General features: G+C 41.5%; 25 protein-coding genes. 21 read left to right on the forward strand and 4 right to left on the reverse strand.

Annotation, left to right across the window (positions count from 1 at the left end):
• The first annotated feature begins 91 nt into the window (after window positions 1-91).
• From ftsE to BSO02S_RS08755, 6 genes are all read left to right on the forward strand, one after another.
• Window positions 92-778: a cell division ATP-binding protein FtsE gene (gene ftsE, locus BSO02S_RS08725; RefSeq protein ID WP_066065478.1), complete on the forward strand. Its 687-nt coding sequence runs from the start codon at window positions 92-94 to the stop codon at window positions 776-778.
• Window positions 768-1,661, forward strand: a complete 894-nt coding sequence (gene ftsX / locus BSO02S_RS08730; protein ID WP_066065481.1) for a permease-like cell division protein FtsX — start codon at window positions 768-770, stop codon at window positions 1,659-1,661. The genes ftsE and ftsX overlap by 11 nt, the downstream gene beginning before the upstream one ends.
• Window positions 1,662-1,820: 159 nt before the next feature.
• Entirely contained in the window at window positions 1,821-3,131 is a 1,311-nt protein-coding gene (locus BSO02S_RS08735; RefSeq protein WP_066065484.1) for a murein hydrolase activator EnvC family protein, read from the forward strand.
• Window positions 3,132-3,277: 146 nt separating this feature from the next.
• Window positions 3,278-4,732, forward strand: coding sequence for a S41 family peptidase (locus BSO02S_RS08740; protein WP_066065487.1), 1,455 nt, complete (start codon window positions 3,278-3,280; stop codon window positions 4,730-4,732).
• A 385-nt stretch (window positions 4,733-5,117) separates the two neighbouring features.
• On the forward strand, window positions 5,118-6,311 hold the full coding sequence (locus BSO02S_RS08750) for a PDZ domain-containing protein (protein WP_066065492.1): 1,194 nt from the start codon (window positions 5,118-5,120) through the stop codon (window positions 6,309-6,311).
• A gap of 206 nt (window positions 6,312-6,517) precedes the next feature.
• Window positions 6,518-7,111, forward strand: coding sequence for an NADPH-dependent FMN reductase (locus BSO02S_RS08755; protein WP_066065495.1), 594 nt, complete (start codon window positions 6,518-6,520; stop codon window positions 7,109-7,111).
• A 51-nt stretch (window positions 7,112-7,162) separates the two neighbouring features.
• Here BSO02S_RS08755 and BSO02S_RS08760 read toward each other — a convergent pair whose 3' ends face one another.
• The 4 genes from BSO02S_RS08760 to BSO02S_RS27515 form a co-directional block, all read right to left on the reverse strand.
• Window positions 7,163-8,218, reverse strand: a complete 1,056-nt coding sequence (locus BSO02S_RS08760; RefSeq protein ID WP_066065498.1) for an ABC transporter permease — start codon at window positions 8,216-8,218, stop codon at window positions 7,163-7,165.
• A complete protein-coding gene (locus tag BSO02S_RS08765; RefSeq protein WP_066065501.1) occupies window positions 8,215-8,940 on the reverse strand; it encodes an ABC transporter ATP-binding protein in 726 nt (241 codons plus the stop codon). The genes BSO02S_RS08760 and BSO02S_RS08765 overlap by 4 nt, the downstream gene beginning before the upstream one ends.
• A gap of 161 nt (window positions 8,941-9,101) precedes the next feature.
• On the reverse strand, window positions 9,102-10,631 hold the full coding sequence (locus tag BSO02S_RS08770; protein ID WP_066065507.1) for a DHA2 family efflux MFS transporter permease subunit: 1,530 nt from the start codon (window positions 10,629-10,631) through the stop codon (window positions 9,102-9,104).
• 299 nt (window positions 10,632-10,930) lie between these two features.
• Window positions 10,931-11,107 (reverse strand): hypothetical protein, encoded by a 177-nt coding sequence (locus tag BSO02S_RS27515; RefSeq protein WP_169802738.1) that lies wholly within the window; start codon window positions 11,105-11,107, stop codon window positions 10,931-10,933.
• A gap of 128 nt (window positions 11,108-11,235) precedes the next feature.
• Between BSO02S_RS27515 and BSO02S_RS08775 the strand changes: the two genes are divergently transcribed.
• The 15 genes from BSO02S_RS08775 (at window position 11,236) to BSO02S_RS08840 (ending at window position 25,186) form a co-directional block, all read left to right on the forward strand.
• Complete coding sequence (locus BSO02S_RS08775; protein WP_066065775.1) at window positions 11,236-11,829, forward strand: putative ABC transporter permease; 594 nt, start codon at window positions 11,236-11,238, stop codon at window positions 11,827-11,829.
• Between the two features lie 165 nt (window positions 11,830-11,994).
• On the forward strand, window positions 11,995-12,693 hold the full coding sequence (locus BSO02S_RS08780; RefSeq protein WP_066065778.1) for a response regulator transcription factor: 699 nt from the start codon (window positions 11,995-11,997) through the stop codon (window positions 12,691-12,693).
• A 4-nt stretch (window positions 12,694-12,697) separates the two neighbouring features.
• A complete protein-coding gene (locus BSO02S_RS08785; RefSeq protein ID WP_066065511.1) occupies window positions 12,698-14,086 on the forward strand; it encodes a sensor histidine kinase in 1,389 nt (462 codons plus the stop codon).
• Window positions 14,083-14,787: a polysaccharide deacetylase family protein gene (locus BSO02S_RS08790; RefSeq protein ID WP_235846894.1), complete on the forward strand. Its 705-nt coding sequence runs from the start codon at window positions 14,083-14,085 to the stop codon at window positions 14,785-14,787. The genes BSO02S_RS08785 and BSO02S_RS08790 overlap by 4 nt, the downstream gene beginning before the upstream one ends.
• Window positions 14,788-14,794: 7 nt before the next feature.
• Window positions 14,795-15,391 carry a DedA family protein gene (locus BSO02S_RS08795; RefSeq protein ID WP_066065514.1) on the forward strand — a complete coding sequence of 199 codons (597 nt, stop codon included), beginning with the start codon at window positions 14,795-14,797 and terminating at the stop codon, window positions 15,389-15,391.
• Window positions 15,392-15,624: 233 nt separating this feature from the next.
• Window positions 15,625-16,800 carry an MGDG synthase family glycosyltransferase gene (locus BSO02S_RS08800; RefSeq protein ID WP_066065517.1) on the forward strand — a complete coding sequence of 392 codons (1,176 nt, stop codon included), beginning with the start codon at window positions 15,625-15,627 and terminating at the stop codon, window positions 16,798-16,800.
• Window positions 16,801-16,825: 25 nt separating this feature from the next.
• Window positions 16,826-17,431: an undecaprenyl-diphosphatase gene (locus BSO02S_RS08805; protein WP_066065520.1), complete on the forward strand. Its 606-nt coding sequence runs from the start codon at window positions 16,826-16,828 to the stop codon at window positions 17,429-17,431.
• A gap of 125 nt (window positions 17,432-17,556) precedes the next feature.
• Window positions 17,557-18,357, forward strand: coding sequence for a cytochrome c oxidase assembly protein (locus BSO02S_RS08810; protein WP_066065522.1), 801 nt, complete (start codon window positions 17,557-17,559; stop codon window positions 18,355-18,357).
• A 284-nt stretch (window positions 18,358-18,641) separates the two neighbouring features.
• Complete coding sequence (locus BSO02S_RS08815) at window positions 18,642-19,988, forward strand: cytochrome ubiquinol oxidase subunit I (protein ID WP_066065525.1); 1,347 nt, start codon at window positions 18,642-18,644, stop codon at window positions 19,986-19,988.
• Complete coding sequence (locus tag BSO02S_RS08820; protein WP_066065528.1) at window positions 19,985-21,013, forward strand: cytochrome d ubiquinol oxidase subunit II; 1,029 nt, start codon at window positions 19,985-19,987, stop codon at window positions 21,011-21,013. The genes BSO02S_RS08815 and BSO02S_RS08820 overlap by 4 nt, the downstream gene beginning before the upstream one ends.
• Before the next feature lie 11 nt (window positions 21,014-21,024).
• On the forward strand, window positions 21,025-21,126 hold the full coding sequence (gene cydS / locus BSO02S_RS28630; protein WP_425320373.1) for a cytochrome bd oxidase small subunit CydS family protein: 102 nt from the start codon (window positions 21,025-21,027) through the stop codon (window positions 21,124-21,126).
• 236 nt (window positions 21,127-21,362) lie between these two features.
• The gene (locus tag BSO02S_RS08825) at window positions 21,363-21,734 is read left to right on the forward strand and encodes an ArsR/SmtB family transcription factor (RefSeq protein WP_066065531.1); all 372 of its coding nucleotides are present in this window, start codon (window positions 21,363-21,365) and stop codon (window positions 21,732-21,734) included.
• The gene (locus BSO02S_RS08830; RefSeq protein ID WP_084374962.1) at window positions 21,727-23,793 is read left to right on the forward strand and encodes a heavy metal translocating P-type ATPase; all 2,067 of its coding nucleotides are present in this window, start codon (window positions 21,727-21,729) and stop codon (window positions 23,791-23,793) included. Before BSO02S_RS08825 ends, BSO02S_RS08830 begins: the two co-directional genes overlap by 8 nt.
• A 139-nt stretch (window positions 23,794-23,932) precedes the next feature.
• Window positions 23,933-24,859: a cation diffusion facilitator family transporter gene (locus tag BSO02S_RS08835; protein ID WP_066065538.1), complete on the forward strand. Its 927-nt coding sequence runs from the start codon at window positions 23,933-23,935 to the stop codon at window positions 24,857-24,859.
• 72 nt (window positions 24,860-24,931) lie between these two features.
• The gene (locus BSO02S_RS08840; protein WP_066065541.1) at window positions 24,932-25,186 is read left to right on the forward strand and encodes a CsbA family protein; all 255 of its coding nucleotides are present in this window, start codon (window positions 24,932-24,934) and stop codon (window positions 25,184-25,186) included.
• Window positions 25,187-25,343 lie beyond the last annotated feature (157 nt).

Below are 25,343 nucleotides of genomic sequence, written 5' to 3' on the forward strand. Positions count from 1 at the left end.
CACATTGATTTGCATTTTGATTTATTTTGCAAATAAATAAAGATTATTGTCGAATGACTAGCACGGTAATCTTTAAATAAAGGTGATAAATATGATAGAGCTGCAAGAGGTATATAAAAAATACCCGAATGGTGTCACAGCCATAAATGGAATAGATGTCCGGATTAACCAGGGTGAGTTTGTTTATGTCGTTGGACCAAGTGGTGCAGGAAAATCGACATTCATTAAAATGATGTACCGGGAAGAAGTACCAACTTCCGGGACCATCACGATGAATGGAGTAAACCTTGCCAAATTAAAAATGAAAAAGGTCCCCCTTTTTAGGCGGAATCTTGGTGTTGTCTTTCAGGACTTTAAGCTCCTGCCTACTTTAACAGTTTATGAAAATGTGGCCTTTGCTCTTGAAGTAATTGAAGCACAGCCGAAATTTATTAGAAAACGGGTTATGGAAGTTCTTGATCTAGTCAACTTAAAGCATAAAATAAAAATGCTTCCAGGAGAGCTTTCCGGCGGTGAGCAGCAGCGCGTTTCCATTGCCCGCTCCATTGTCAATTCACCGAAAGTGGTGATTGCGGACGAGCCTACCGGTAACCTTGATCCGGAAACATCGTGGGAAATTATGAAAATTTTTGAAGAAATCAATACAAGAGGAACGACGGTTGTTATGGCAACACATAACAGGGAGATTGTAAATACATTGAAGCATCGCGTTATTGCTATAGAGGCTGGAAAAATTGCACGCGATGAGCAAAGAGGTGATTACGGTTATGAAAATTAGAACAATTGGCCGTCACGCCCGTGAGAGTTTAAAGAATATAAGCAGGAACGGCTGGATGACTTTTGCATCCGTAAGTGCTGTTACCGTTACCTTGATTTTAGTCGGTGTCTTTTTCGTTATTATGATGAATCTTAACAGGGTGGCACAAACGATTGAAGGGGACGTGCAAATTCGTGTTCACATCGATGTAGCTGCAACCCAACAAGATCAGCAAACATTAAAAAGTGAGATTGAACGAATTCCTGAAGTGAAAAGTGTTACATTTTCGCCCAAAAGGAATGAATTAGATAACTTAGTTAAAAGTCTTGGTGAGGATGGAAAAGCCTTTAAACTTTTTGAACAGGATAATCCGCTTAACGATGTATTTATTGTAAAAACGAAAAAGCCAAATGATACCATGGTAGTTGCTAATAAAGCTGAAAAGCTAAACTATGTAGCGAAGGTTAGATATGGACAGGGCAAGGTTGAAAAATTATTTAAGTTTATTAACGCGAGCCGAAATGTCGGTATTGTTTTAATCATTGGCTTATTCTTTACAGCGATTTTCTTAATCTCAAATACGATTAAAATTACAATTATCGCCAGACGAAGAGAGATTAAGATTATGAGATTAGTAGGTGCGACGAATACGTTTATCCGCTGGCCGTTCTTCCTAGAAGGACTATGGCTCGGGATTCTTGGTTCAATCTTACCAATCATCCTCATCTCCATCGCTTATTATCGTGCCTATGATTATATTGGTCCAAAGCTTGTAGGGACCTTTATCAAAGTGCTGCCATTTGATCCATTTGTCTATCAGCTCTCTGGGATTCTAATGTTAATGGGAGCGTTAATTGGCGTATGGGGCAGCATGATGTCCGTGAGAAAGTTCTTAAAGGTTTAAATGTTGCGGGAAGGACTTTAAGTAAAGTCCTTCCTGATTTAATGGTTTAAAAACATGGACAGCGTTGTTTATAAGATTAGGTGTATGAAACGATTCATAGACAGATAGAAAATAGAACGATTTACCTGTACATAGAGAGAGTAGGAGGAAAACTCGAATATGAAGAAATCAATAATCACGTTTGCCGCTGCTGCAGCGGTTGGACTGGGGACAATTTTTGGAGGAATATCTGTTAAAACAGAAGCCGCATCGATTTCCAGTTTGAAAGGTGAACAAAACAAAATTCAGAATCAGCGCTCCGAAATAAAATCGGGTATTAATCAAGCAAACGATAAAATTAGTAAACTCCAAAATCAGCAGGCGGATGTTAAGAGCGAAATGAAACGCCTTGATTTAGCGATCAGTGATGCGACTGAAAAGATTGACGATAAAACTGCTAAAATGAAAGAAACAAAGGTTCAAATTGTAAAGCTTCAGGGTGAAACAAAGGTTATTAAGGAACGGATTGAGAAGCGCAATGTGCTACTGAAGGACCGGGCACGAAGCTACCAGGAAACTGGCGGTATGGTCAATTATCTGGATGTGTTAATGGGCTCGACAAGCTTCAGCGATTTTATAGACCGTGCGAATGCTGTCGCAACGATTATGCAGGCGGACCAGGATATTATACAGCAGCATGAGGCCGATGAAAAGGAGCTTGAGAAAAAACAAACTCAAGTTAAAAATGACCTAGCCAGCCTGCAAAAGATGCTGGATGATTTAAAACAGATGAATCAGCAATTGAATACACAAAAGGCTGAAAAGGATAAATTATTAGCTGTCTTAGTGGATAAAGAAGAGCAGGAGCACGAACATGCAATGGATTTAAGTGAACAAGCGGAAATCCTTGCTGCTCAAGATGCTGCGATTCAAAGGTCGATCAAACAAGAGCAAGAACGCCAGGCTAAAGAGGCGGCACAAGCAGCACAAGCAGCACAAGCAGCAAAAGCAGCACAAGCAAAAAATAATTCAGCTAACGGTGGAGGCAGCGGTGGCAGCGGCGGCGGCGGATCTACAGCTGCACCTCATGTTTCAAGCGGCAGCTTTACAAGACCAGCACCTGGTGTAATTACTTCAGGCTATGGAGGACGGGGCGGATCATTTCACTGGGGTTTTGATATTGCACAAAGCGGCGGGAATGTACCAATTTTCGCAGCAGCAGATGGAGAAGTATATGTTTCGCATTACTCGTCAACATATGGAAACGTCGTTTATATTTTACACAACATTAACGGTCAAACCTATACAACCGTTTATGCACATATGCAAAGAAGTTTAGTGGGAGCAGGCACCAATGTGAAAAAGGGCCAGCAAATTGGAGTCATGGGTAACACCGGTGATTCTAGAGGCCAGCATTTGCACTTTGAACTTTACAAAGGCAGATGGCAATATCATTCTGCAATCAATCCATCAGGTATAGTTCCACTATAAAAAATGGGAGAAGCTTTTGCTTCTTCCATTTTTTAATTACTCATAACTCGTCCACTTCCATCATATAAGTTAATAATTGGGCAGGAATTTGTGGCCTTTTTATTAAAATAGATATGATAGACATTTTTAATATGAGGAGGTTTGGGATGAAACGTAAATGGATGGCCCTGTTGATGACAGGTGCACTTCTGACAGGAGCGGGGGGCACATACGCCGGGATGCAGTTTTTAGAGAAAAAGGAGGTAGACACCACACTCGAGCAAATGCTAATCCCAAAAGATACAGTAACCAATTCCGAGGCAAACATTGATAACCTTGAAAAAGTAGGGCAGGCCTATGACCTGATTTTAGACAGATATGTTGAAAAGGTGGATCAGGACAAACTGGTTGAGGGAGCGATCCAGGGAATGCTTTCAGTTTTAAAGGATCCTTATTCTGTCTATATGGACCAAGAAACAGCCCAACAATTCTCACAAACTTTGGACTCGTCATTTGAAGGAATCGGGGCTGAAGTTGGAATGGTCGATGGGAAGATTGTCATCGTCTCGCCCTTTAAAAATTCTCCAGCGGAAAAAGCCGGCATCAAGCCGAATGATCAAATTATCAAAGTCGATGGAAAGAGCGTTGAGGGACTTGACCTGAACAAGGCGACATTAAAAATCCGCGGTAAAAAAGGCACGACGGTTCAATTAGAGATTGCTCGAAAGGGATTAAAAGATTCGCTCTTCATTGACGTGTTACGCGATAAGATTCCGCTAGAGACTGTCCATGCGTCGATCAAGGAGCATGATGGCAAAAAGATTGGCTACATTGAAGTAACATCCTTCGCTAAAGAAACAGCTGCTGATTTTAAAAAGGAATTAAAGGCATTAGAAAATGACCATATTAAAGGGCTGATTATTGATGTGCGCGGGAACCCTGGCGGACTTTTAGACAGTGTGGATGAGATTTTAAAAGAATTTGTTCCGAAGGATAAACCATTTGTCCAAATCCAGATGCGTGACGGTAAGAAAAGCCGTTATTTCTCCTCTATAACAGAGAAAAAGGACTATCCAGTACTTGTCCTAGTTAATAAAGGCAGTGCATCCGCATCGGAAATTTTAGCAGGCTCACTCCAGGAAGCAGCTGGCAGCCAGCTTGTCGGGGAAACGACGTTTGGTAAAGGAACCGTCCAACAGGCCCTATCAATGGGGGATGGCAGCAATATTAAGTTAACACTTTATAAATGGCTGACCCCGGATGGAAATTGGATTCACAAAAAGGGAATCAAACCGGATATTGCGATTAAACAGCCAGCGATTTTTGCAACCCGCCCAATTCAAGTCCAGACCCCGTTGGTTGAGGACATGAATAGCGAGGAGGTCAAGAATGCCCAAGAAATTTTAAAAGGCTTGGGATATTCTCCAGGTCGGACAGACGGTTATTTTAGTCCTGAAACTACCGTCGCAGTTAAGGCCTTCCAGCAGGAAAATAATATCCAGGAAACTGGGGGAATTGATGACAGAACTGCTGCCAAGCTCGAGGAAGCGGCTGTTAAAGAGATGAAAAAAGAGAAAAACGATCTGCAGCTCCAGGTTGCGCTGCGGTTGATTACGAAGTAATTTAACAAACAGGGGCTTTCAGCCTCTGTTTTTATTTTGTTTGAAAAGTGATTTCTGAACTGTTTTAGTGTTTGGCGGAATTAGTGGCGCGTTTGGCGGAATTATCGGGAATTTCCGCGGAAATAGTCGAGGGTTTGGCGGAATTAATCGAGAATTTGGCGTAATTCCGGCAAAAGTTGGCGGAATCCACTTTCGAGCGGCACACCCGAAACAAGTCAGTCCCTATAAAATCCCAAAGTTTCCACCAGAATGATCGAACGCTACGACATTTTTAACTATTTCTAGAAACTAGCAATATGTTTTAAGGCTCAAATTTGGTAAAATAATCTTTAAGAGACTTTTTCATAAACAATTACTAGAAATTTAGATTAAGCAGGTGACAGTTATGGTGGAAACATGGCTTGTGGAACTTCTAAAGGGGACAGGCAAGTTATTTCTTCATCCTGTTTTATACTATCTCGTTTTCCTTGCAGGGATTTTAGGCGTGATGAGGGTGAAACGTGAGCGGAAAAATTTTTATATTCGGGCACAAGATGCTTATTTTGAGCTTCGGCAGTTATTTCGACCAAGTATTTTAATCGGACTTTTGCTTTCCATGATTGCAGTTGCAGCAGGCATTGCTGTTCCTTTCGTTGCCATACTCCTAATTGCTGGCTTTACATTGCTGTGGTCACTAACGACAAATATTCGATTGATGTCGCCTGCCTACACTATCGGGGCTACTTTTTTCTCGATCATTTTAATCTCACAAAACAACTGGTCCATCCCGCTTTTTTCTAAGGCATTTCATTCAATCAGTGACAAGGTTTATCCTTCCATTGTCGTAGTTCTTGGGCTTTTGTTAATTGCAGAGGGAATCCTTATTTTTAAAAATGGCGGTAAAGGCACATCTCCTAAACTAGCAAAAAGTAAACGTGGGCAGAGTGTCGGGGTGCATGAGGTGAAACGCCTCTGGATGCTGCCATTGTTTCTGCTTATTCCCGGTAATGCGCTACAGCTTCCATTTGATTGGTGGCCGGTGTTCCATTTGGGAGCGAAAGAGTACACGTCAATCCTTGTCCCCTTTGCGATTGGCTTTCATCAGCAAGTCAAAGGAATGCTTCCCAAAGAAGCTATTCAATTGCAAGGCCGGCGGGTAATCGTACTCGGTGTGTTCATCTCGCTTCTTTCTGCTGTTGGCTATTGGTATCCGCTCGCTTCCATCGTGGTAGCCGCCCTTGCTGTGATTGGACGGGAATTAATAAGCTTACTGGCGTTTATGAGGGATGATAGTCAGCCGTTTTACTTTTCAAAAAAAAATCATGGGTTAATGATTATTGGAATTATTCCGGAATCACCTGCTAGTAAAATGGGGCTCAAGGTTGGGGAATTGATTTCAAAAGCCAATGGAGTGTTGATTCGAGATGAAAAAACATTGTACGAGGCACTGCAAAAGAACCGCGCCCATTGTAAGCTGGAGGTTTTTGATACAAAAGGCGAAATCCGCTTCGTCCAACGCGCCCTTTACGAAGGCGACCATCATGAACTAGGCATCCTTTTTGTCCCGGACGAGCACAAGTATGATGAGAAAATCGGATGATAAAGTGGTGCCTGACACCATGCACATGAAGAACCACTTAGCTTGTAAAAATAGCTTAGTGGTTTTTATTTTCCCCTTTGGAGGAATCCCCCAAGATTCAATTTGTTGACAAGATGAGAAGGATATTATATTATTATCTTGAATTAAAAATATTTTATTTCGGAATATCTTAATTAAGGATTTTAACATTAAGGTGGGTAAGTTTCATGGGATTTTTAGATAGATTATTTAATAAAACAACTGAGGGGGAAATAAAAATGACAAAACTAAATATCGGAATTATTTTAGGAAGCACACGTCAAGGCCGTGTAAGTCCGCAAGTAGGGGAATGGGTAAAAGGGATTGCTGATAAACGCGGCGATGCTAATTATGAAATCGTCGATATTGCAGACTTCAATTTACCATTTTTGGGGGAAGGTACTGGTACAGAACCAGGACTTGCCGCTTGGAATGAAAAACTTGCCAGCTTAGATGGATTCGTATTTATTGTGCAAGAATACAATCACAGCATTACAGGGGCATTAAAAAATGCACTCGATTCAGCGCGGGATGCGTGGTATAACAAGGCTGCAGGTTTCGTTAGCTATGGTTCAACAGGTGGAGCCCGCGCCGTTGAACATTTACGCGGAATCTTAGGGGAATTGCTAGTGGCTGATGTTCGCGTTCATCCAACCTTGTCATTATTTACAGATTTTGAAAATGGATCAGTATTCAAACCAGCTGAATTACATCTTGATAATGTGAAAGCAATGCTTGACCAAGTTAACGCTTGGAGCGGTGCATTAAAAAACTTACGCTAAAAAGAGTAAAAAGAGGAGGGGAATCATCCCCTCCTCTTTTTACAAATAAATTTATAATGTCCGATATTTTTTCAATGAAAAAATATTCAGCACTACGAAAATGGCGGCGAAAATGACCAGGGCGATGAGGTCACCGCTAATGTCACTAAAGCCGGCACCTCGATACATCACTCCTTTTAATGCGTCCCCGGTATAATACATTGGAAACACCTTTGCAATCATCTGTAACCAATTGGCCATCCCTTCAAGTGGGAAAATCCCGGCAAAAAACACCTGCGGAATGACAGCGATTGGAATAAACTGCATCATTTGAAATTCAGAGGCGGCAAATGTTGATAACAAAATTCCTAATGATAAGGCAACCAATGCTGTGAGCAGATTAATCAGAAGAACGTTCCATATTGATCCAACAAGCACAATATCTAACACAGTAATCGAATAAAAAACAACAATAACCGTTTGAATAAGGGCAAATATTCCATAGCCGGCTAAATAAGCCGTGACAATTTCTCCTCTGCGAATTGGGGTAGATAATAATCGTTCTAATGTTCCCGTTGTCCGCTCACGCAATAGACCTATTCCGGAAATAATAAAAACAAAGAAAAAGACAAAGAAACCGACTAATATTGGGCTTAAGACATCGAAGAAAACGGTGTCCTTATTGCCATAGATATAATTTGTTTCAATTTTCTTAGGTATCATCCCTGCTAAGGCTGGATTATGCTGAATGAGTTTGGATTGTGCCAGAGCTGAAACTGTTTGGTTTACCTTTGCTTGTAAACCCTTAGCTGAACTAGGGTCATCATTTTGGAGCGTTAATTTCATTTGTCCATTTTCCAACTGCAACAGCCCATTAAGGTCGTCATCAACCACCGTGTTTTTCGTTACCTTCTCATATTCTTTTACTTTTATTTCGGCATCTTTGAAGGCATTTACAAGACTTGAATCGCCCCCAACGACACCTAATTTCGGTGTTACGGAATTGCCATTAAATAAAAAGTACATCAAGGTTAGAATTAAGAGCGGAGCCACAAACATTAATGCTAAAGTTCGTTTATCACGAAGCATTTGCTGGCAGATTCTTTTGATTAGCGCCGTCATCCTCATGACTGTTTCACCCCCGCTTTCAGGAAAACCTCATCGAAATCGTCTGTTTTGTATAGTGCTTTTAATTCACTTGGTGTGCCGCTTGTTAAAATACGGCCGTCGCGGACCATCGCGACATAATCACATTTAACCGCCTCGTCCATCACATGAGTCGTCACGATAATTGTTTTTTCCTCTTCATTTTTTAAGCGTAAAAATTCTTTCCAAATCGACAGTTTTAATTCCGGGTCGATTCCGACGGTTGGTTCATCTAAAATTAAAATTTGGGGATCTTGAATGAGTGCAATTGCCAGGGATAAGCGCCGTTTCATCCCGCCTGAATAAGCAGCCACACGCTTCTTAAGGTCGTCCGTCAGGTTTACTAAGTTAGCAACGTAAGCAATCCGCTTTTTCTGTTCGCCTTTACTTAACTTGTAAAGGGAAGCGAAAAATTTCAGATTTTCTTCCCCAGTTAACTCGACGTATAAGGCATCGGATTGGGCCATATAACCAATTTCCTGCAATAAACTGAGATTCGGCATTTTTTCACCCAATACATGAATCGAACCAGTGTCGGATTTCTCCATACCAACAATCATTTTGACAAGCGTGGTTTTGCCAGCACCTGAAGGACCGATAAGTCCGAACAATTGGCCTTTTGGGATTGTTAAATTGACATCGCTTAAAACAGGTTTTTTTCCGAAGCTTTTGTTGACCTGTTCTACTTTAATGGTTTGATCCATCATCAAGCCTCCTAGGAGTTAATCATATAATTTAATTTTACAACTACCTACGATTTTAACAATAAACAGAAAGTAGCTTTCTGTTTATTAATTCAAAAAAGGAACGAAACGGAGAAAGAAATAGAAAAAAATAGGGGTGACATCATCGTCACCTCTACAGTTTAGTTTTCTATAATTTTTTTCACAATTTTTTTACCCATTGGATTCGCTTGGCTTGGGTCTTCCACTTGTTTTGCACGTGTAATGAAGAAAGCAAGGAAAAGAGCAATACAGGCAATTCCAACCGATACGACGAATGAATCATTAATCCCTTCCAACATTGCTTTCATGGCAACTTGTTGCTTCAGTTCGGCTAATACAGTTGGAGTAGGTTTTTCTGTCAAGTGTTTCATGGCAGATGTCAGTAAATCAGTTGCATGTGTTTTCGTACGATTTGTCATGATGGTGACAAGCAAAGCAGAGCCAATCGCCCCGGACACTTGCTGCAAGGTACTATTCATTGCTGTTCCATGTGGATAGAAACGCGCTGGCAGCTGGTTTAAGCCATTTGTCATTACTGGCATCATTACCATCGACATGCCAAACATCCGTGCTGAATATAAAAGAATAAGATGTGTATAGGATGTTTCAAGTGTTAATTTGCTGAAAAAATAACTGGTTAGAACCGTAATCGTTAAGCCAATAACAGCTAAAATTCGACCACCAAACTTATCAAATAATTTCCCAGTGATTGGAGACATGATTCCCATCAAAATCGCACCCGGAAGCATCATCAAACCTGATTTCATCGGTGAAATTCCACGAATTGTTTGGACATAGATTGGTAAAAGCAGCATCGCTGAAAACATCGCCATTGAGATGACTACAGAAATGGCTGATGATAGAGCAAACATCGGATATTTATAGATCCTGAATTCAAGCATTGGTTTTTCAAGTTTAAATTGACGGAAAATAAACGTAATCAATGCAACGGTTCCGACGATAATCGTTCCATACACTTGTGGACTATCCCAGCCCTTATTACCCGCTGAGCTAAAGCCGTATAACAATCCGCCAAAGCCGACACTTGATAACAAAAGTGAGAGGAAATCAAGACGGATATCTACTTTTTCCTTTTTATCTTTAAGTAAGAAAACACCAATTAACAGGACAATTACGGCAATTGGAGAAACAAAATGAAATAACATTCTCCAGTCAAAATGTTCAAGCATCCACCCTGACAATGTCGGTCCAACTGCCGGTGCAAAAATGAAAATTAACCCGAAAAGCCCCATCGCTCCTCCGCGTTTTTCAGGAGGAAAGCTTGTTAACATGACGTTCATTAACAGTGGCATCATTATTGCTGATCCGGAAGCTTGGATCATTCGAGCAACTAATAAAACCGGAAAGGCAGTCGAGAAGCCTGCAAGGAAGGTACCAACTGTGAACAAACTAATCGCTGTAAGGAATAAGCCTCTTACGGAATATTTTTGAATCAAAAAGGCTGTTGCCGGTATCATTACCCCATTCACCAGCATATACCCTGTTGAAAGCCATTGAACGGTCGATGCTTCGACATCTAAATCCTTCATAATCGATGGAAGTGCAACATTTAAAAGTGTTTCGTTTAACATGGCAATAAACGCCCCAATCATAAGGATGGCAAGTATCCCGTATGGTGGACGTTGATTATTAATATTAGATGGTTCCATTATTATCCCCCTTGAACTATTAGTCCATTATTTTATACCTCTGTTTCAAGTGATTTCTATAATAGCACCAGCAGTTCATTTTTTGCAACAAAAAAATTTTCCAATAGGATAAGATGGGATCTCGTTCCATTTAGCTCGCTAAATTTTGGTGCCTGACACCTCGCTGTTCAGTGGTGTCAGGCACTTTTTTTCTATGAAAAAAGTAGGTTTGGCGGAATTAAAGTTAAGTTTGGCGAAATCCATCTTGAAATTGTTTGGAAAAAATCAGTTTGGCGGAAATCATGCGTAGTTTGGCGGAATTAATTAGAAAGTTGGCGGAAATCCGGTCTAGTTTGGCGGAATTCATCTTGAAATTGTTTGGAAAAAATCAGTTTGGCGGAAATCATGCGTAGTTTGGCGGAATTATTTAAAAAGTTGGCGGAAATCTGGCCCGGTTTGGCGAAAATCCATTTCGAATTTGGCGGAATCTCCCCCAAGTTTGGCGGAATCCCCCAAAATCTCGGCAAAATCAACATCCGAATTACAGCAAATAGTAGTATATTTACAAGCTCAACTGCTAATCCTATCAAAGGGAAATTTTACATTTTTGAAAGGTGGTTTAGCCATGATTCTAAGCTTATTGAATGGTCTCAAACATCAACATTTAGAGGTTCTTACGATTGAAGGAGCGGCAGCCATCGTGTTTTATTTCACGATCTACTCGTTCATCGGCTGGCTCCTTGAAAATAGCTATAGCTTCTTCACAAAACAAGAATTTTTCAAAGAGAATTTTTTATTTGGTCCCTTTAAACCGATGTACGGCTTTGCCCCGGTACTTTTGGTTTATTTGATTTCACCAGCAACAAATCAAGTAATTGTTATTCTTCTTTGCTTTTTCATCCCAACCATCGTGGAATATGTGACAGGAGTGTTGCTGCAAAAGCTCTTCAACCGGAAATGGTGGGATTATTCAGATACACCACTACAGCTGCACGGACATATTTGTTTACCCTTCTCGATCTGCTGGGGGTTTCTATCGCTCATTTGTTTAAAATGGATTCATCCCGCCATTGAAACAATGTTTGGTGCCATTGAACCCTATTGGGCATGGGTTTGGCCGGCCGTGGGATTATACCTTCTTGCCGATCTCACCCTAGCGATCCGGAAACATTCACTGCAGGATCTCGTTGCCGAGGAACCAACAAATCCAATTCAGTAGTTACATAATCAGGGTGCCTGACACCAATGCTAATGGTGTCAGGCACCCGTTTGTCTTTTAAAAGATTAAAATTCAATTAAAACAAGAAAAATAACTAGAAATAATGCTAAATTGGAGGGGAAGAGTTAACACCCTGACAGAATGACCCAAAAGGGAGGGGTTCCTATTAACGAGCGTATTTTGGTTGTAGAGGATGAAAAGCAGATTGCCAAGATTTTAAAGATAGAACTGGAGTATGAAGGATATGAGGTAGTCGTTGCCTATGATGGGAAGTCAGGGCTGCAGTCCGCCTTGAACGAAAAATTGGATTTAATCTTATTGGATGTAATGCTGCCTGAGATGAATGGTATTGAGGTGCTCAGAAGAATCCGCAAAGAGAACAGCCAAATTCCAGTCCTGCTACTAACAGCCCGTAATATGACAATGGATAAGGTAACAGGGCTTGATCAGGGGGCCAATGATTACATCACCAAGCCCTTTGAAATGGAAGAATTATTAGCGAGAATTCGCTCGTTTCTCCGCCAGAACGCCATTGCCTTTAAGAACACACAATCGGAAGACTCCCTCTTATCCATAAGGGATTTAACCGTTAATCTTGATTCGAGAGAGGTAACGAGGGGCAAGGCTTCGATTACCTTAACCCCAAAGGAATTCGATTTGCTTGTGTACTTGCTATCCAATAAAAATCGAATCGTTACAAGGGAAAATATTCTCTTTCATGTTTGGGGCTATGAATATGAAGGGGAAACGAATGTCATCGATGTATTTATCAGACATTTACGCAAGAAGATTGAAGAAGGCTTTTCAGACCCAACGATTATCCAGACGGTCAGGGGAATCGGTTACACAGTAAGGGAGAATTAAGCCAATGAAGATTACCACAAAAATAAATCTGATTACAACCGCGTGGATCCTTTGTGTATTAATTGCGGTGAATGCGGTTGTCTTTTTTTCATTTATGAAAATCACTGTGAATATGGAAGATGATGAACTCCTTCAAAAGGCAGATCAGTTAATAAAGGAAATCAACAAAGAAGACTCCCCAGTCGAAATGAAAGACACATTCACCCCATACTTAGCGAACCATTCATTTATAAGGATCATGCACTCGGATTCAAAAAAGGTGATCCAAGTAACGAATGATAAGGACCTGGCCGCAAAAGTGAAAGCGAAATCCGCCAGTCACAAAGAAACAGAAAGGCTTACTATTAGACTGAAGAAACAAGAAGAACAAATTGCCATTGTCAGGGTGCCAATCCATTCAAACGGAGATGTTGTTGGAACACTAGAGTTTGGGAAGAAATTAGTAGGCCTGGAATTAGGTAAGGACGTGTTATTATCGATTCTAACCTTTTGTACGATCCTTGGTGCAGTATTATCTCTGCTCGGCGGCAGGTGGTTGTCCAATCTGATTATGCGGCCAATCTCGAATATGATTAACACGATGGAGGATATTGAGCAAAGTGGTATCCCCAAAAAGATTGTTATTGAACATGAAACAAAGGATGAATTGCAAAAGATGGCTGTCACCTTTAATCGGATGATTGAAAGACTAGAGGCCAATCTGGAAAAACAGAGGCAATTTATCTCTGACGCTTCACATGAATTAAAGACCCCGCTCACAGTCATCAAAAGTTATGCGGATCTTCTGTTAAGACGGGGGTTACAAAATGAAGAGGTGGCCCATGATGCGATTGAATCGATACATTCAGAGGCCACTAGGATTCAAAAAATGACGGAGCGGTTTCTCGATCTAGCCGATACCGAATTAGAAGATCTTTTAGAGCCGAAATTAATTAATATTGGGGCACTATGCAAGAATTTATTCAAGCAGCTTCAATCAGCATATAAGCGGGAAATTGTTCTCCATTATAAAGAAACTTCCATTTCTGTGATAGCAGATGAACTTAAGCTAAAACAGGCAATCATTATTTTAATTGATAATGCTATCAAATACAGTAAGGATAAAATAGATGTATATCTTGAGGACAAGGAAGAATTTACGATCATTTTGGTAAAAGATTACGGGATTGGTATTCCGGCAGGTGAAATAGAAAATATTTTTGAACGATTTTACCGGATCGATAAGGCTAGAAGCCGGGAGACCGGCGGCACAGGGCTAGGGCTGTCCATTGCCAAGAATATCATCAAGCAGCATTACGGGGAAATTAAAGTAAAAAGTACGGAAGGAGTAGGAACAGAGGTGGCGTTGTTCTTACCGAAAAGGAAAGACGGAAAGGAACTGTTTGTGCAGTGATCAAAATAATCATCATTAGTCTGCTTCTTTTATTGATTGTAATTCTAGTCTATGCGATTTTGCCAACGGTACTGATTCGTGCCAGCGGATGGGGGATAACGAAAAGGATAAAAAGTGAGGCCATTGCAATCACGTTTGATGATGGTCCTAATCCAGAATATACGCCACAATTGCTTGATCTTTTGAAAAAGTTTGATGTGAAGGCCACTTTTTTTGTGGTCGGCAGCAAGGTGCTAGCCAATCCAGATATCATTAAACGGATGAGCGCAGAGGGACATACGGTTGGCATCCATCACTTTGAGCATATTTCTAGTTGGATTCTTTCCCCGATTCAATTGAAAAAACAACTGCAGCAGACAGAGCAGGCGATCAGGGAATGTGTGCTGCAAAAGGTCAGGTTTTACCGGCCGCCATGGGGCCATTTTAATCTATTCAGCCTCCTGCTTGGCAAGCGCTATAAAGTGATCATTTGGTCGCATATTTTCGGGGATTGGAAGGTGGCAAAAGGCAAAAATGGTCTACTTGAACAATTGCTGGCAGCGACAGAACCCGGTTCTATTCTTTTGCTTCATGACTGTGGGGAAACACTGGGTGCGGATCAAGAGGCCCCCTATTATATGCTTAAGTGCTTAGAAATCTATTTACAGGAAAACGTAACTAAAGAAACAAAATTTATCACATTAAAAGATGTTTACCAATGAGGACAATATGAATATAGACACGCTTGTCAATTATATTACATTGTATGGTTACTTTGTTATTTTTCTATTTTTATTCTTTGGGATTGTCGGCATTCCCGCTCCAGAGGAATCGCTGCTCTTCTTAATCGGAGTGCTGAGTGTTCATCACAAACTCTCCTTAGGACTGGCGCTGTTGTCTGCTAGTCTCGGTGCGTTTGTTGGCATGCTTACAGCCTATATTTGCGGAAAATATGTGGGGTACCCATTTATCAAAAGATACGGCAAATACGTCGGGATTACCACGGAGCGCTGGGAAAAGGTAAGTAATAAATATACAAAAAATGTCCGTAAAACGATTGTATTTGGCTTTTATTTGCCGGGTATCAGGCAGATTAGTCCCTATTTTTCCGGGATTAATAAAATTCCCTTTCGGCGGTTTTTCGTCCTTTCCCTGCTAGGCACACTTCTCTGGACTTTCCCATTTATTTTAGCCGGCTATTTTGCCGGCAAGGTATTTAATATCAATCCAGATTATGTTCCCTATGTAGGAATCGTCCTATTATTTCTTTTTTTCGGATATGTTATCATTAAGTATATAAAAGGAAAAAAGACTAAAATCAACTAAATAGAACAGCCAAGCCTGAAAAGACAGCGATCATCGTCCTTTTGGGCTTTTTTTGCTGTTTAACAATCTGGCCAAAAATACGCTGAAAATAAGATTAAAAATCAATTAAAAACCGCGTTTTTTAAGAAATGAGTGGTACATTAAAAGGGACAAAATGATTAAATAGTCTTTATTATATTTAGAAGCCATCCCTTTTAAGGAAGGAATTCTAAAAAGAACAGGAGATGGAACAAATGAAGAAGATTTTGTTTTTACCACTCTTACAAATGCAGTCAGGACATCATCAGGTCGCTGAGGCATTAATGGATCTATTAAAAAAACATACAGATAATCTTACTGTTAAAAAAATTGACTTATTAAGTTATACGAATAAATCGTTGGAGAAAGTAATTACAAATGGCTATTTAAGCTGGATTCGCTACGCTCCCGAAACCTATAATCTAGCCTATAAAAGTTTTTTTTACGCGCCTTCCTCAAAAGATCATTCATATAAATTGTATCAACATCTCTTTTTGAAAAAAACAGAGCAGTTGTTAGCGGAGGAAAAGCCGGACTTAATTGTTTGTACGCATGGATTCCCTTCCTTCCTTGTCAGTAAATTAAAAATGAAGGGGAAATGCAATGTTCCGGTTATTAACGTCTATACGGATTTCTTTATCAATAATGTTTGGGGAAGAGAGGGAATTGACGCCCATTTTCTTCCAAGCCAGCAGGTTAAGGAAAAACTGAGCAGGAAATATCAGATTCCGAACCAGCGTATGTTTGTCACTGGTATTCCTGTTCACGAAGAAATTACCAAAAATGACTCTCGGAATAAACACAATCATCGGCCGAAAATCTTATTATCTGGTGGAAATAGCGGACTGGGCGGGATATTAAAGCTGGCTGACGAATTAAAACGCTCCACACACGTAGATTATTTGGTGCTTTGCGGCAATAACAAGAAACTTTATAATGAGATCCTTTCGTGGGAGCGTGAGCATATCAAACCATTGCCCTATCTTTCTTCACGGTCAGAAATGAACAGGCTTTATGAAGAAGTTGATGCGATTGTGACAAAGCCGGGCGGTGTCACGATTAGTGAAGCGATGCAGAAAGGACTTCCGATTTTTGTTCATTCCGCACTTCCAGGGCAGGAGGAAATAAATCTCCAGTATTTAAAGGACCATGGGCTTGTCTTCGAACTTGACCAGGAAACCTCGTTGGAAAAACAATTGGATGGTGTGTTGCAGGACCCTAAAAAAATGAAGTGCTGGGGGCAGGCAATCGCTGCTTACCAGAAAGGAATTGAGCTCGAAGAACCGGAAAAACTGGTCGAATTGATAAAAACGGTCCTTGATGAAAAGACAAGCAGCGTCCCTTCAGGAATAGTAAGAAGGTCTAATGTATATCAAAGAGCAGGGGCATAAAAAGGAATAAAAATTGGAGGTTAATATGTTATCCCACTTAGATTATGGCATCTTTCAAACCATCAATCACTTTGCTATCAGTGAGCGATTCTTGAACCCATTGATGATCTTTTTATCGGAAAAAGCAGAGTATTTATTTTTTGCAGGAATTATTCTTTATTGGTTTTATCATAAATCGCAGAATCGAAAGATGGTCACCGAGGCGATCCTGGCTGCCTGCATTGCACTGGCATTAAATGTGTTAATTGGTCACTTCTTTTACCGGGATCGACCGTTTGTCGCCCATCATGTCAATTGGTTAATTCCTCATGCGAAAAATGCGTCCTTTCCTAGTGACCATGCAACAGCGGCATTCGTGATTGCTGTGTCCATTTGGATATGGAAAAAACGCGACGGCTGGTTGTGGATCCTATTGGCTGGCGGAATTGCCTTGTCACGTGTTTGGACAGGAGTTCATTATCCGTTAGATGTAGTGGGCGGAATGGTCATTGGGACTGGCGTGGCGTTTGCGACCCATTCCTTATTACTTCGCTCCACAAAAATAAACCGATTCATTGATTTTCTGATTGAATTCTATGAAAAAATAGAAAGCAATCTTTGGAAAAAGACGCAATTAAGTAGAAAAAGATAAATATATAAAATAGAAAGGGATGCCTGAGTCCAGAACTAGGCATCCTTTTTTTGTAATAATCCCCTTCACCAAACATAAAATCTAAAGTTAGTTTCAAGGATTCCAAGATGGAGGTGGATGACTTCATGTTCTATGATTTTTGGCTTGAAGGTCAATGGTTGTGGAATACGCCTTTGTTAGCCGGTCTTATTTGTATAGCTGTTTTATATGGATTCTTACTACTAGCCTTTACCCAAGTAAAAATTTATCAAAAACAACCCCAGCTTTTTTTCCTCAGTTTAGTGATATTATACGTAACCATTGGCAGTCCATTCGCAGCGTTAAGTCATCTATCATTCAGTTTGCACATGCTCCAAATGAGTATTTTATTCTTTATCATCCCGCCACTTTTTTTATTAGGAATTCCGGCCTCTTTGCTTCAGCAATTTTGGACTCCCCCAACATTTAAAGGTATTAGCCAATTAATCTTATCCCCGCTGGCTGCCCTCTATGCTTTTGGGGCATTGTTCTTGATGTACCATTTGCCAGTAGTGTTAACGCTTCTTTCTCAACATTCATTTGTTCATAATGGCTATCTATTTGGTCTGTTCATCATGTCTTTTAGTATGTGGCGGCCAATGGTAAGGGGACTTCATCGACGGTATGCGTTTTTGAGCGGGCTTGTCTTAATGCCGGCTTGTTTCCTATTTATCTTAAATGCCGTGATTGGTGGAATGAATAATCCTTTTCCCGTACAAATGATTGCCAATCTTTGTATTTCACCCTCAGACTTAAGTTCCATCAATATTCTACCGTCTCCATTCAATAGCAGATATGACCAAATTATAGCGGGGATTCTCATGTTAGGCATGCATAAATTTGCGTTATTTTTGACGGTTCACCTTGGCAACAAAGTGCAAGAGCGGGAATGGGGTGGGAGCAGTTGAGGAAGATTAATACTCTCCTACTGTTTTCTTCTTAAAAGAATCACTCTAGGAATCAGCTAACTGAGTGTGCTTGCTTCCGAAGCAATAGTTTTAATATGAATTATATTGGGAACGTTAAAGAAGAAGCAGATAAAAGTTTGTGATAAACTGAACATAAAGGGGGGATTCCTATTTATAAAAAACAGGAACGGATGCTGATTTGGCTGGCATTTATTGTTGCTTCCATCATGGGACTCTCGATGATCGGTCGAATTTTTTCAGGATAAAGAAAGGAGGCCTCTGAAATGGGAAATGGAGATTCATTATTTTTTAGCCGTGTTCTGACAGAGCTGACATTATCTTTCCACATCATCTATGCAACCATTGGGGTTGGTGTACCGCTAATGATCATGATTGCCCAATGGGTCGGGATAAAAAAACAGGATGAACATTATATTTTACTGGCACGAAGGTGGACGCGTGGATTTGTCATAACCGTGGCAGTCGGCGTTGTGACCGGGACGGCTATTGGTTTACAGCTTTCGCTCCTGTGGCCAAACTTTATGGAACTGGCCGGAAATGTAATAGCCCTGCCATTATTTATGGAAACCTTTGCGTTTTTCTTTGAGGCTATTTTTTTAGGCATATACATATACACGTGGGATCGCTTTAAAAATCAGAAAAAACATCTGCTCCTGCTGATCCCCGTTGCGATAGGAGCCTCTTTTTCAGCCGTTTTTATCACGATTGTCAATGCATTTATGAGTGCACCGCAGGGCTTTGATCTCGTTAACGGGGAACTAGTGAATGTCAGTCCGCTCGTGGCGATGTTTAATCCGGCGATGCCGACAAAGGTAGCACATGTCTTAGTAACGGCCTATATGACATCAGCATTTGTACTTGCCTCCATCGGCGCTTTCCGCTTGTTGAAGGGCTCTGACCATACGTATCACAAAAAGGCGTTATTTTTAATGATGAAACTCGGCTTGATTTTTTCGATTGCAACAGCGGTGATCGGTGATTTCTCCGGAAAATATTTAGCGCAATACCAGCCGGAAAAATTAGCTGCTGCGGAGTGGCATTTTGAGTCTGAAAAGGGAGCACCGCTGATCTTGTACGGTGTCCTCGATAACGGCGAAGTGAAATATGCGCTGAAGATTCCATCTGCACTTAGCGTTTTAGCGCACGGTGTCCCTAATGCCGAAGTGACTGGCTTAAATGAATTTCCGAAGGATGAAGTGCCGCCGCTGTATATCCATTACTTGTTCGATTCCATGGTGACAATCGGCATGGGGATGACAGCATTAGCCTTGGTGTATGTAATCGGAACTTGGCGGAAATGGCGTTTTGTGGTTTCAAAATGGTTCCGCTGGCTGCTAGTGCTCGGCGGACCGCTCTCGATTATTGCTATCGAAACTGGCTGGTGGCTAACCGAAGTCGGCCGACAGCCATGGGTTTTACGTGGAATTTTGCGAACAAAAGATGCGGCCACAACCAGTGGACATGTTGATACCATGCTCCTATTGTTTGCCTGTCTTTATCTCATCCTTGGGGTGGGCAGTGTCGTCGTTCTCATTCGAATGTTTCGTAAGAATTCGGTGGAACAGGAGCTGGAAGACCGAGCTTCCGAGAAAGCAGGTGATATTCGATGACGCTTGAAATCCTTGGTATTAGCGTATTGGGTATGTTCCTTTTTGGTTATATTATCGTCGCTTCGATTGATTTTGGAGCCGGATTTTTTAATGCCTTCAGTACAGTGACAGGTAAGCAACATATATTGACGAAAATCATTCACCGCTATTTATCGCCGGTTTGGGAAGTCACGAATGTCTTTTTAGTGTTTTTCTTTGTCGGCATGGTTGGTTTTTTTCCAAAAACAGCCTATTACTATGGAACCACCTTACTTGTCCCGGCCAGTATTGCGATTATTCTGCTGGCGATTCGTGGGGCGTATTACGCCTTTACTACTTATGGCGGGCTTAAACACAAAAGGTATACCATTCTATATGGACTGACGGGATTATTTATTCCCGCTTCCTTATCGAGTGTCTTGACGATTTCAGAGGGCGGTTTCGTCACAATGGAAAAAGCGGATCCTGTGCTCGATTATTGGGCGTTGTTCACTAGTCCTTTATCATGGAGTATTGTCGTCCTCAGCCTGACCGCCGTGTTATATATTTCAGCCGTGTTTTTGACATGGTACGCCAATCATGCCAAAGACGAGGCGGCAACGGAGTTGTTGCGTAAATATGCGCTTGTATGGGCGGGGCCGGCCATCATCACAGCTGCGGGGATTATCGTTGAAATGAAGGGCCACAATCCGGAACATTATCAGCGCTTACTAGACCTTTGGTGGCTGTTTGCACTGTCCGTCGTTTTATTTGCGGGAACCGTTTATTGTATTTGGAAGCGCCGTGCCTACGGCTTGGCTTTCGGGCTATTAGTCGGGCAATTCGCGCTTGCCTTTTTAGCCTATGGGGCATCACATTATCCTTATTTGCTTTATCCATATCTCACCCTTTACGATAGCTTTACGAACCAATCGATGGCTATTGCTTTGGTCGTTGCGTTTATTGCCGGACTGGGCTTGCTCATTCCGTCGCTGTACCTTCTACTTAGACTATTTTTGTTTAACAAAGAGTATGTGGAGGGGAATAGAAATGATGAACACGCATAGGGGGAATAGACATGCATGATTTCCTAATCTTTTACGCCCCAGTTCTAGTTGTCATTGCCTCGCTTGCCGCGGCGTTCTGGGTTGCTGGGAAAGATGCAGCTGTAAGAAAATAGAGAGAATTTGCAACAAAACTAGGATTTTAAAGGAGAAGAGCCACTTTATAATGGTTCTTCTTTTTTGTCTGTTTTTCGTAAAGAATGTTGTTATTAACCACTTACATCATCCGAGGGGAGTGCTTAACCTTTTCCATTAAAAAATATCCATCCAAAAAGGCAAAAATGATTGACATTCAAACCACCGTTTGAATACGATATAATCAAACGAACATTTGAATGAAGAAGGTGACGATATGAAAGAGCGTGATGTTTGCGAGATTACCTGTGTGGATAACGAAAAAACCACTCGAGTTCAACAACTGCTTGAAAAAGATAGCAATGTCTCTGAAGTAGCAAAGCTTTTTAAAGCCTTGTCGGATGAAACGCGTATGAAAATCGCCTATGCGCTGACATTGGAAGAAGAGCTTTGCGTTTGTGATGTTGCAAATGTGGTTGGATCGACCACGGCCACGGCATCCCATCATTTACGTCATTTAAAAAGCCTTGGCCTCGCCAAATATCGCAGAGAAGGCAAGCTTGCTTATTATTCCCTTGATGACGATCATGTCAAACAATTAATCCATATCGCATTTGCCCATCTGGAGGAGGTGGCCGGCCGTGAATGAAGCGATTGAAAAACAGGTCTATCGTGTTAATGGCTTTTCCTGAACGAGCTGCGCAGCCAAGTTCGAGAAGAACGTACAGCACCTGGATGGTGTTGTTGACGCAAAAGTAAATTTTGGGGCTTCAAAGCTAACAGTCTACGGAGATACAACGTTAGAAAAATTAAATCAAGCGGGTGCCTTTGAAAAGTTAACCATTTTTCCGGAAAAAGAAAAACAGCCGGAAGCGCCGAAGGAACCTTTTTGGAAACGCTATTTATTCCTGGGGTTGTCATTATTGTTCCTGATTGCAGGCTATATTTCTTCCGAAAACATGCTGTTCGCTACAGCTATTCTACTAGGAGGATTTCCCCTTTTTAAAACAGGTTTAAAAAATTTAATCCGGCTCGATTTTGATATGAAAACACTGATGACAATTGCTATTATTGGTGCGGCGATTATTGGCGAATGGCGTGAGGGGGCCGTCGTTGTCCTTTTATTCGCAATAAGTGAGGTGCTGGAAAGTTACTCGATGGACAAAGCGAGGGCTTCGATTCGCTCACTAATGGAGCATGCCCCCGCAGAGGCACTAATTATCAGGAACGGCAAAGAAATTTTTCTAAAAGCGGAAGATATTGAAGTCGGCGACATGATGATTGTCAAACCAGGGCAAATGATTGCCATGGATGGGGTCATTGTTGAAGGTTCATCCACGATCAATCAAGCAGCCATCACGGGTGAATCGGTTCCAGTGGAAAAAGCTGTCGATGACGAAGTATTTGCAGGAACATTAAATGATTTGGGATTCTTAAAAGTTAAAGTTACAAAACTAGTGGATGACACGACCATCGCGAAAATCATTCATTTAGTGGAAGAGGCGCAAGGTGAAAGGGCCCCCTCACAACGGTTTGTTGACCGTTTTGCGAAGTACTATACCCCGGTCATTATCGGTGTCGCGGCTTTAGTTGCGGTGGTTCCGCCGGTTTTATTCGCGGCAAGCTGGCAGGAATGGATTTATCAGGGTCTGGCAGTTTTAGTGGTTGGCTGCCCATGTGCTCTCGTCATTTCTACTCCTGTTTCCATCGTCACAGCGATTGGCAATGCAGCAAGAAATGGTGTCCTGATTAAAGGCGGAAATTTTTTAGAGGAAGCTGGTTCCATAAAGGCGATTGCTTTTGATAAAACGGGCACGCTGACAAAAGGCGTTCCGACCGTAACGGATTTCATTGAATTTTGTGACGAAGATAATCTGCTTGGAAAAATTTCAGCGCTGGAAAGTATGTCACAGCATCCGCTTGCTACTGCCATTATGAAAAAAGCAGCATATGTTAACATAGATTACCGAGTTGAGGATTTTTCATCTTTGACTGGGAAAGGCATTATCGGGTCCATTAATGGAACCGAATATCGGGTCGGGAATAAAAAGCTGTTCAATCGGATTCCCTCTGAGATCATGAATCAAATCACTTCCCTCCAAAATCAAGGGAAAACGGTGATGATTGCAGGGACAGAAAAGGAAATCCTCGCCTTGATTGCTGTTGCCGACGAAGTGCGCGAAAGCAGCCGAACCATCATTGAGCGGCTTCATCAACTTGGAATTGAACAGACGATTTTATTAACAGGAGATAATCAAGCTGCCGCCATAGCGATTGGCCGGCATGTTGGCGTAACCAGGATCGAAGCGGAGCTGCTGCCCGAGGATAAGTTAGATTTTATTAAAAAGTTAAAAGCTCAGTTTGGCAGAGTAGCGATGGTCGGCGATGGTGTCAACGATGCACCCGCACTTGCTTCCGCTACGGTTGGAATTGCGATGGGCGGGGCTGGAACGGATACCGCGCTTGAAACAGCAGATATTGCTTTAATGAACGATGATCTCAAAAAGCTTCCGTTTACGATAAAGCTAAGCCGGAAAACACTGCAAATCATCAAGCAGAATATCACGTTGTCAATTGTTGTGAAGCTATTGGCTCTTCTGCTCGTTATTCCAGGCTGGTTAACCTTGTGGATTGCGATTTTTGCCGATATGGGCGTTACATTGCTAGTCACATTAAACGGTTTACGACTTTTACGGGTAAAGGAATAAGGGGATTCTACCTGTGAATGAGGTCTGTTCCGCGTTATGTATCGAAAGATAAAGATTAGAAAATGCTATTCATAATCAGAATATTTTCGTTTTAGATAAAGAATGGAGCTGTTATCACGAGGCTCTTGGGGGGATTAACATGGGTCATCACCATCATGGACATTCACACGGCCATTCACATGGTCATTCACATACAAGTAATAAAAAGGCTTTATTAAGCTCCTTTATCTTAATAGCCGCCTTTATGGTCGTCGAGGTTATAGGCGGTTTGGTAACGAACAGTTTGGCGCTGTTGTCTGATGCGGGTCATATGTTGAGTGATGCTGCAGCCCTGGGCTTAAGTTTTTTTGCTATCAAGCTTGGCGAAAAACAAGTTTCACAAGAAAAAACGTACGGCTACAAACGATTTGAAATTATTGCCGCGGCTCTCAATGGGATTACACTCATCGTGATTTCGTTATTTATTTTTTATGAAGCAATCCAGCGCTTTTTTGCCCCCCCGGAGGTACAGAGCAAAGGGATGCTTGTGATTTCGGTCATAGGGTTATTGGTAAACATCATCGCGGCATGGATTCTAATGAAAGGTGACAAGGATGAAAATCTGAATGTTAGAAGTGCCTTTTTACATGTGCTTGGCGATATGCTGGGGTCGGTTGGAGCAATTGCCGCCGCACTCTTCATCATGTTTTTCGGGTGGGGAATTGCAGATCCGATTGCGAGCGTGATTGTTGCGGCGCTGATCCTTGTCAGTGGATTACGCGTAACAAAAGATTCCTTCCATATTTTAATGGAGGGCGCCCCGTCGCAAATTGATATGAATCAAGTGAAAGAGGCACTAGGCAGGATTCCGTTCGTGAATGAGGTCCATGATCTGCACATTTGGACGATCACCTCAGGTTACCCGGTATTAAGCTGCCACATCACCATCTCTGATGAAGGTATCCATGATGAAATTCTCTCACAATCGCAGCGAATTCTTCATGACAAATTCCATATAGAACACAGCACCATCCAGGTCGAAAAAGCAGCAAATGGCTGCCCAAGTCCGCATGGGACGTGTAACTAAGCTGCTTCATTTAAATCTTTTTGTTGCAATTATGTAAGTAAATTTCTAAAATTAAGAATCAGCAATGAATGAATGAGGTGTACCCACTTGGAAACCGTTCTTCGATATTTGTCAGCGTTTATTATGCCTGGGTTGCTAGTCCTTCTTTTTACACGGGTCACATACAATCGGGTTATCGGGTTAGTTTTAACCGTAGCCCTAATTGCTACTTCTGTATATAAAGGTTATACAAACACATTTGCGCTCATCGTGGTTGATGCTTTCTCGTTAACAGCAGGATTTTGGATGGCAGCAAAAATGATCCGGCGGCAATTGAAAAAGAGCTAGGAACAAAACTAATATGCACTCACGAGTCTGCCAAGCAAATGGCAGGCTTTTTTGGATTTTTAGAAACCAAAAGAACCCCGAAAAGACTTGTAAAATCCCATTAATACAAAAAAACGAATACTAGTTCGCATATTGTTGGTTTGTTTCTGGGGTAATG

The sequence above is a fragment of the Neobacillus soli NBRC 102451 genome, from assembly GCF_001591665.1.
Taxonomy (GTDB): Bacteria; Bacillota; Bacilli; order Bacillales; family Cytobacillaceae; genus Neobacillus; species Neobacillus soli.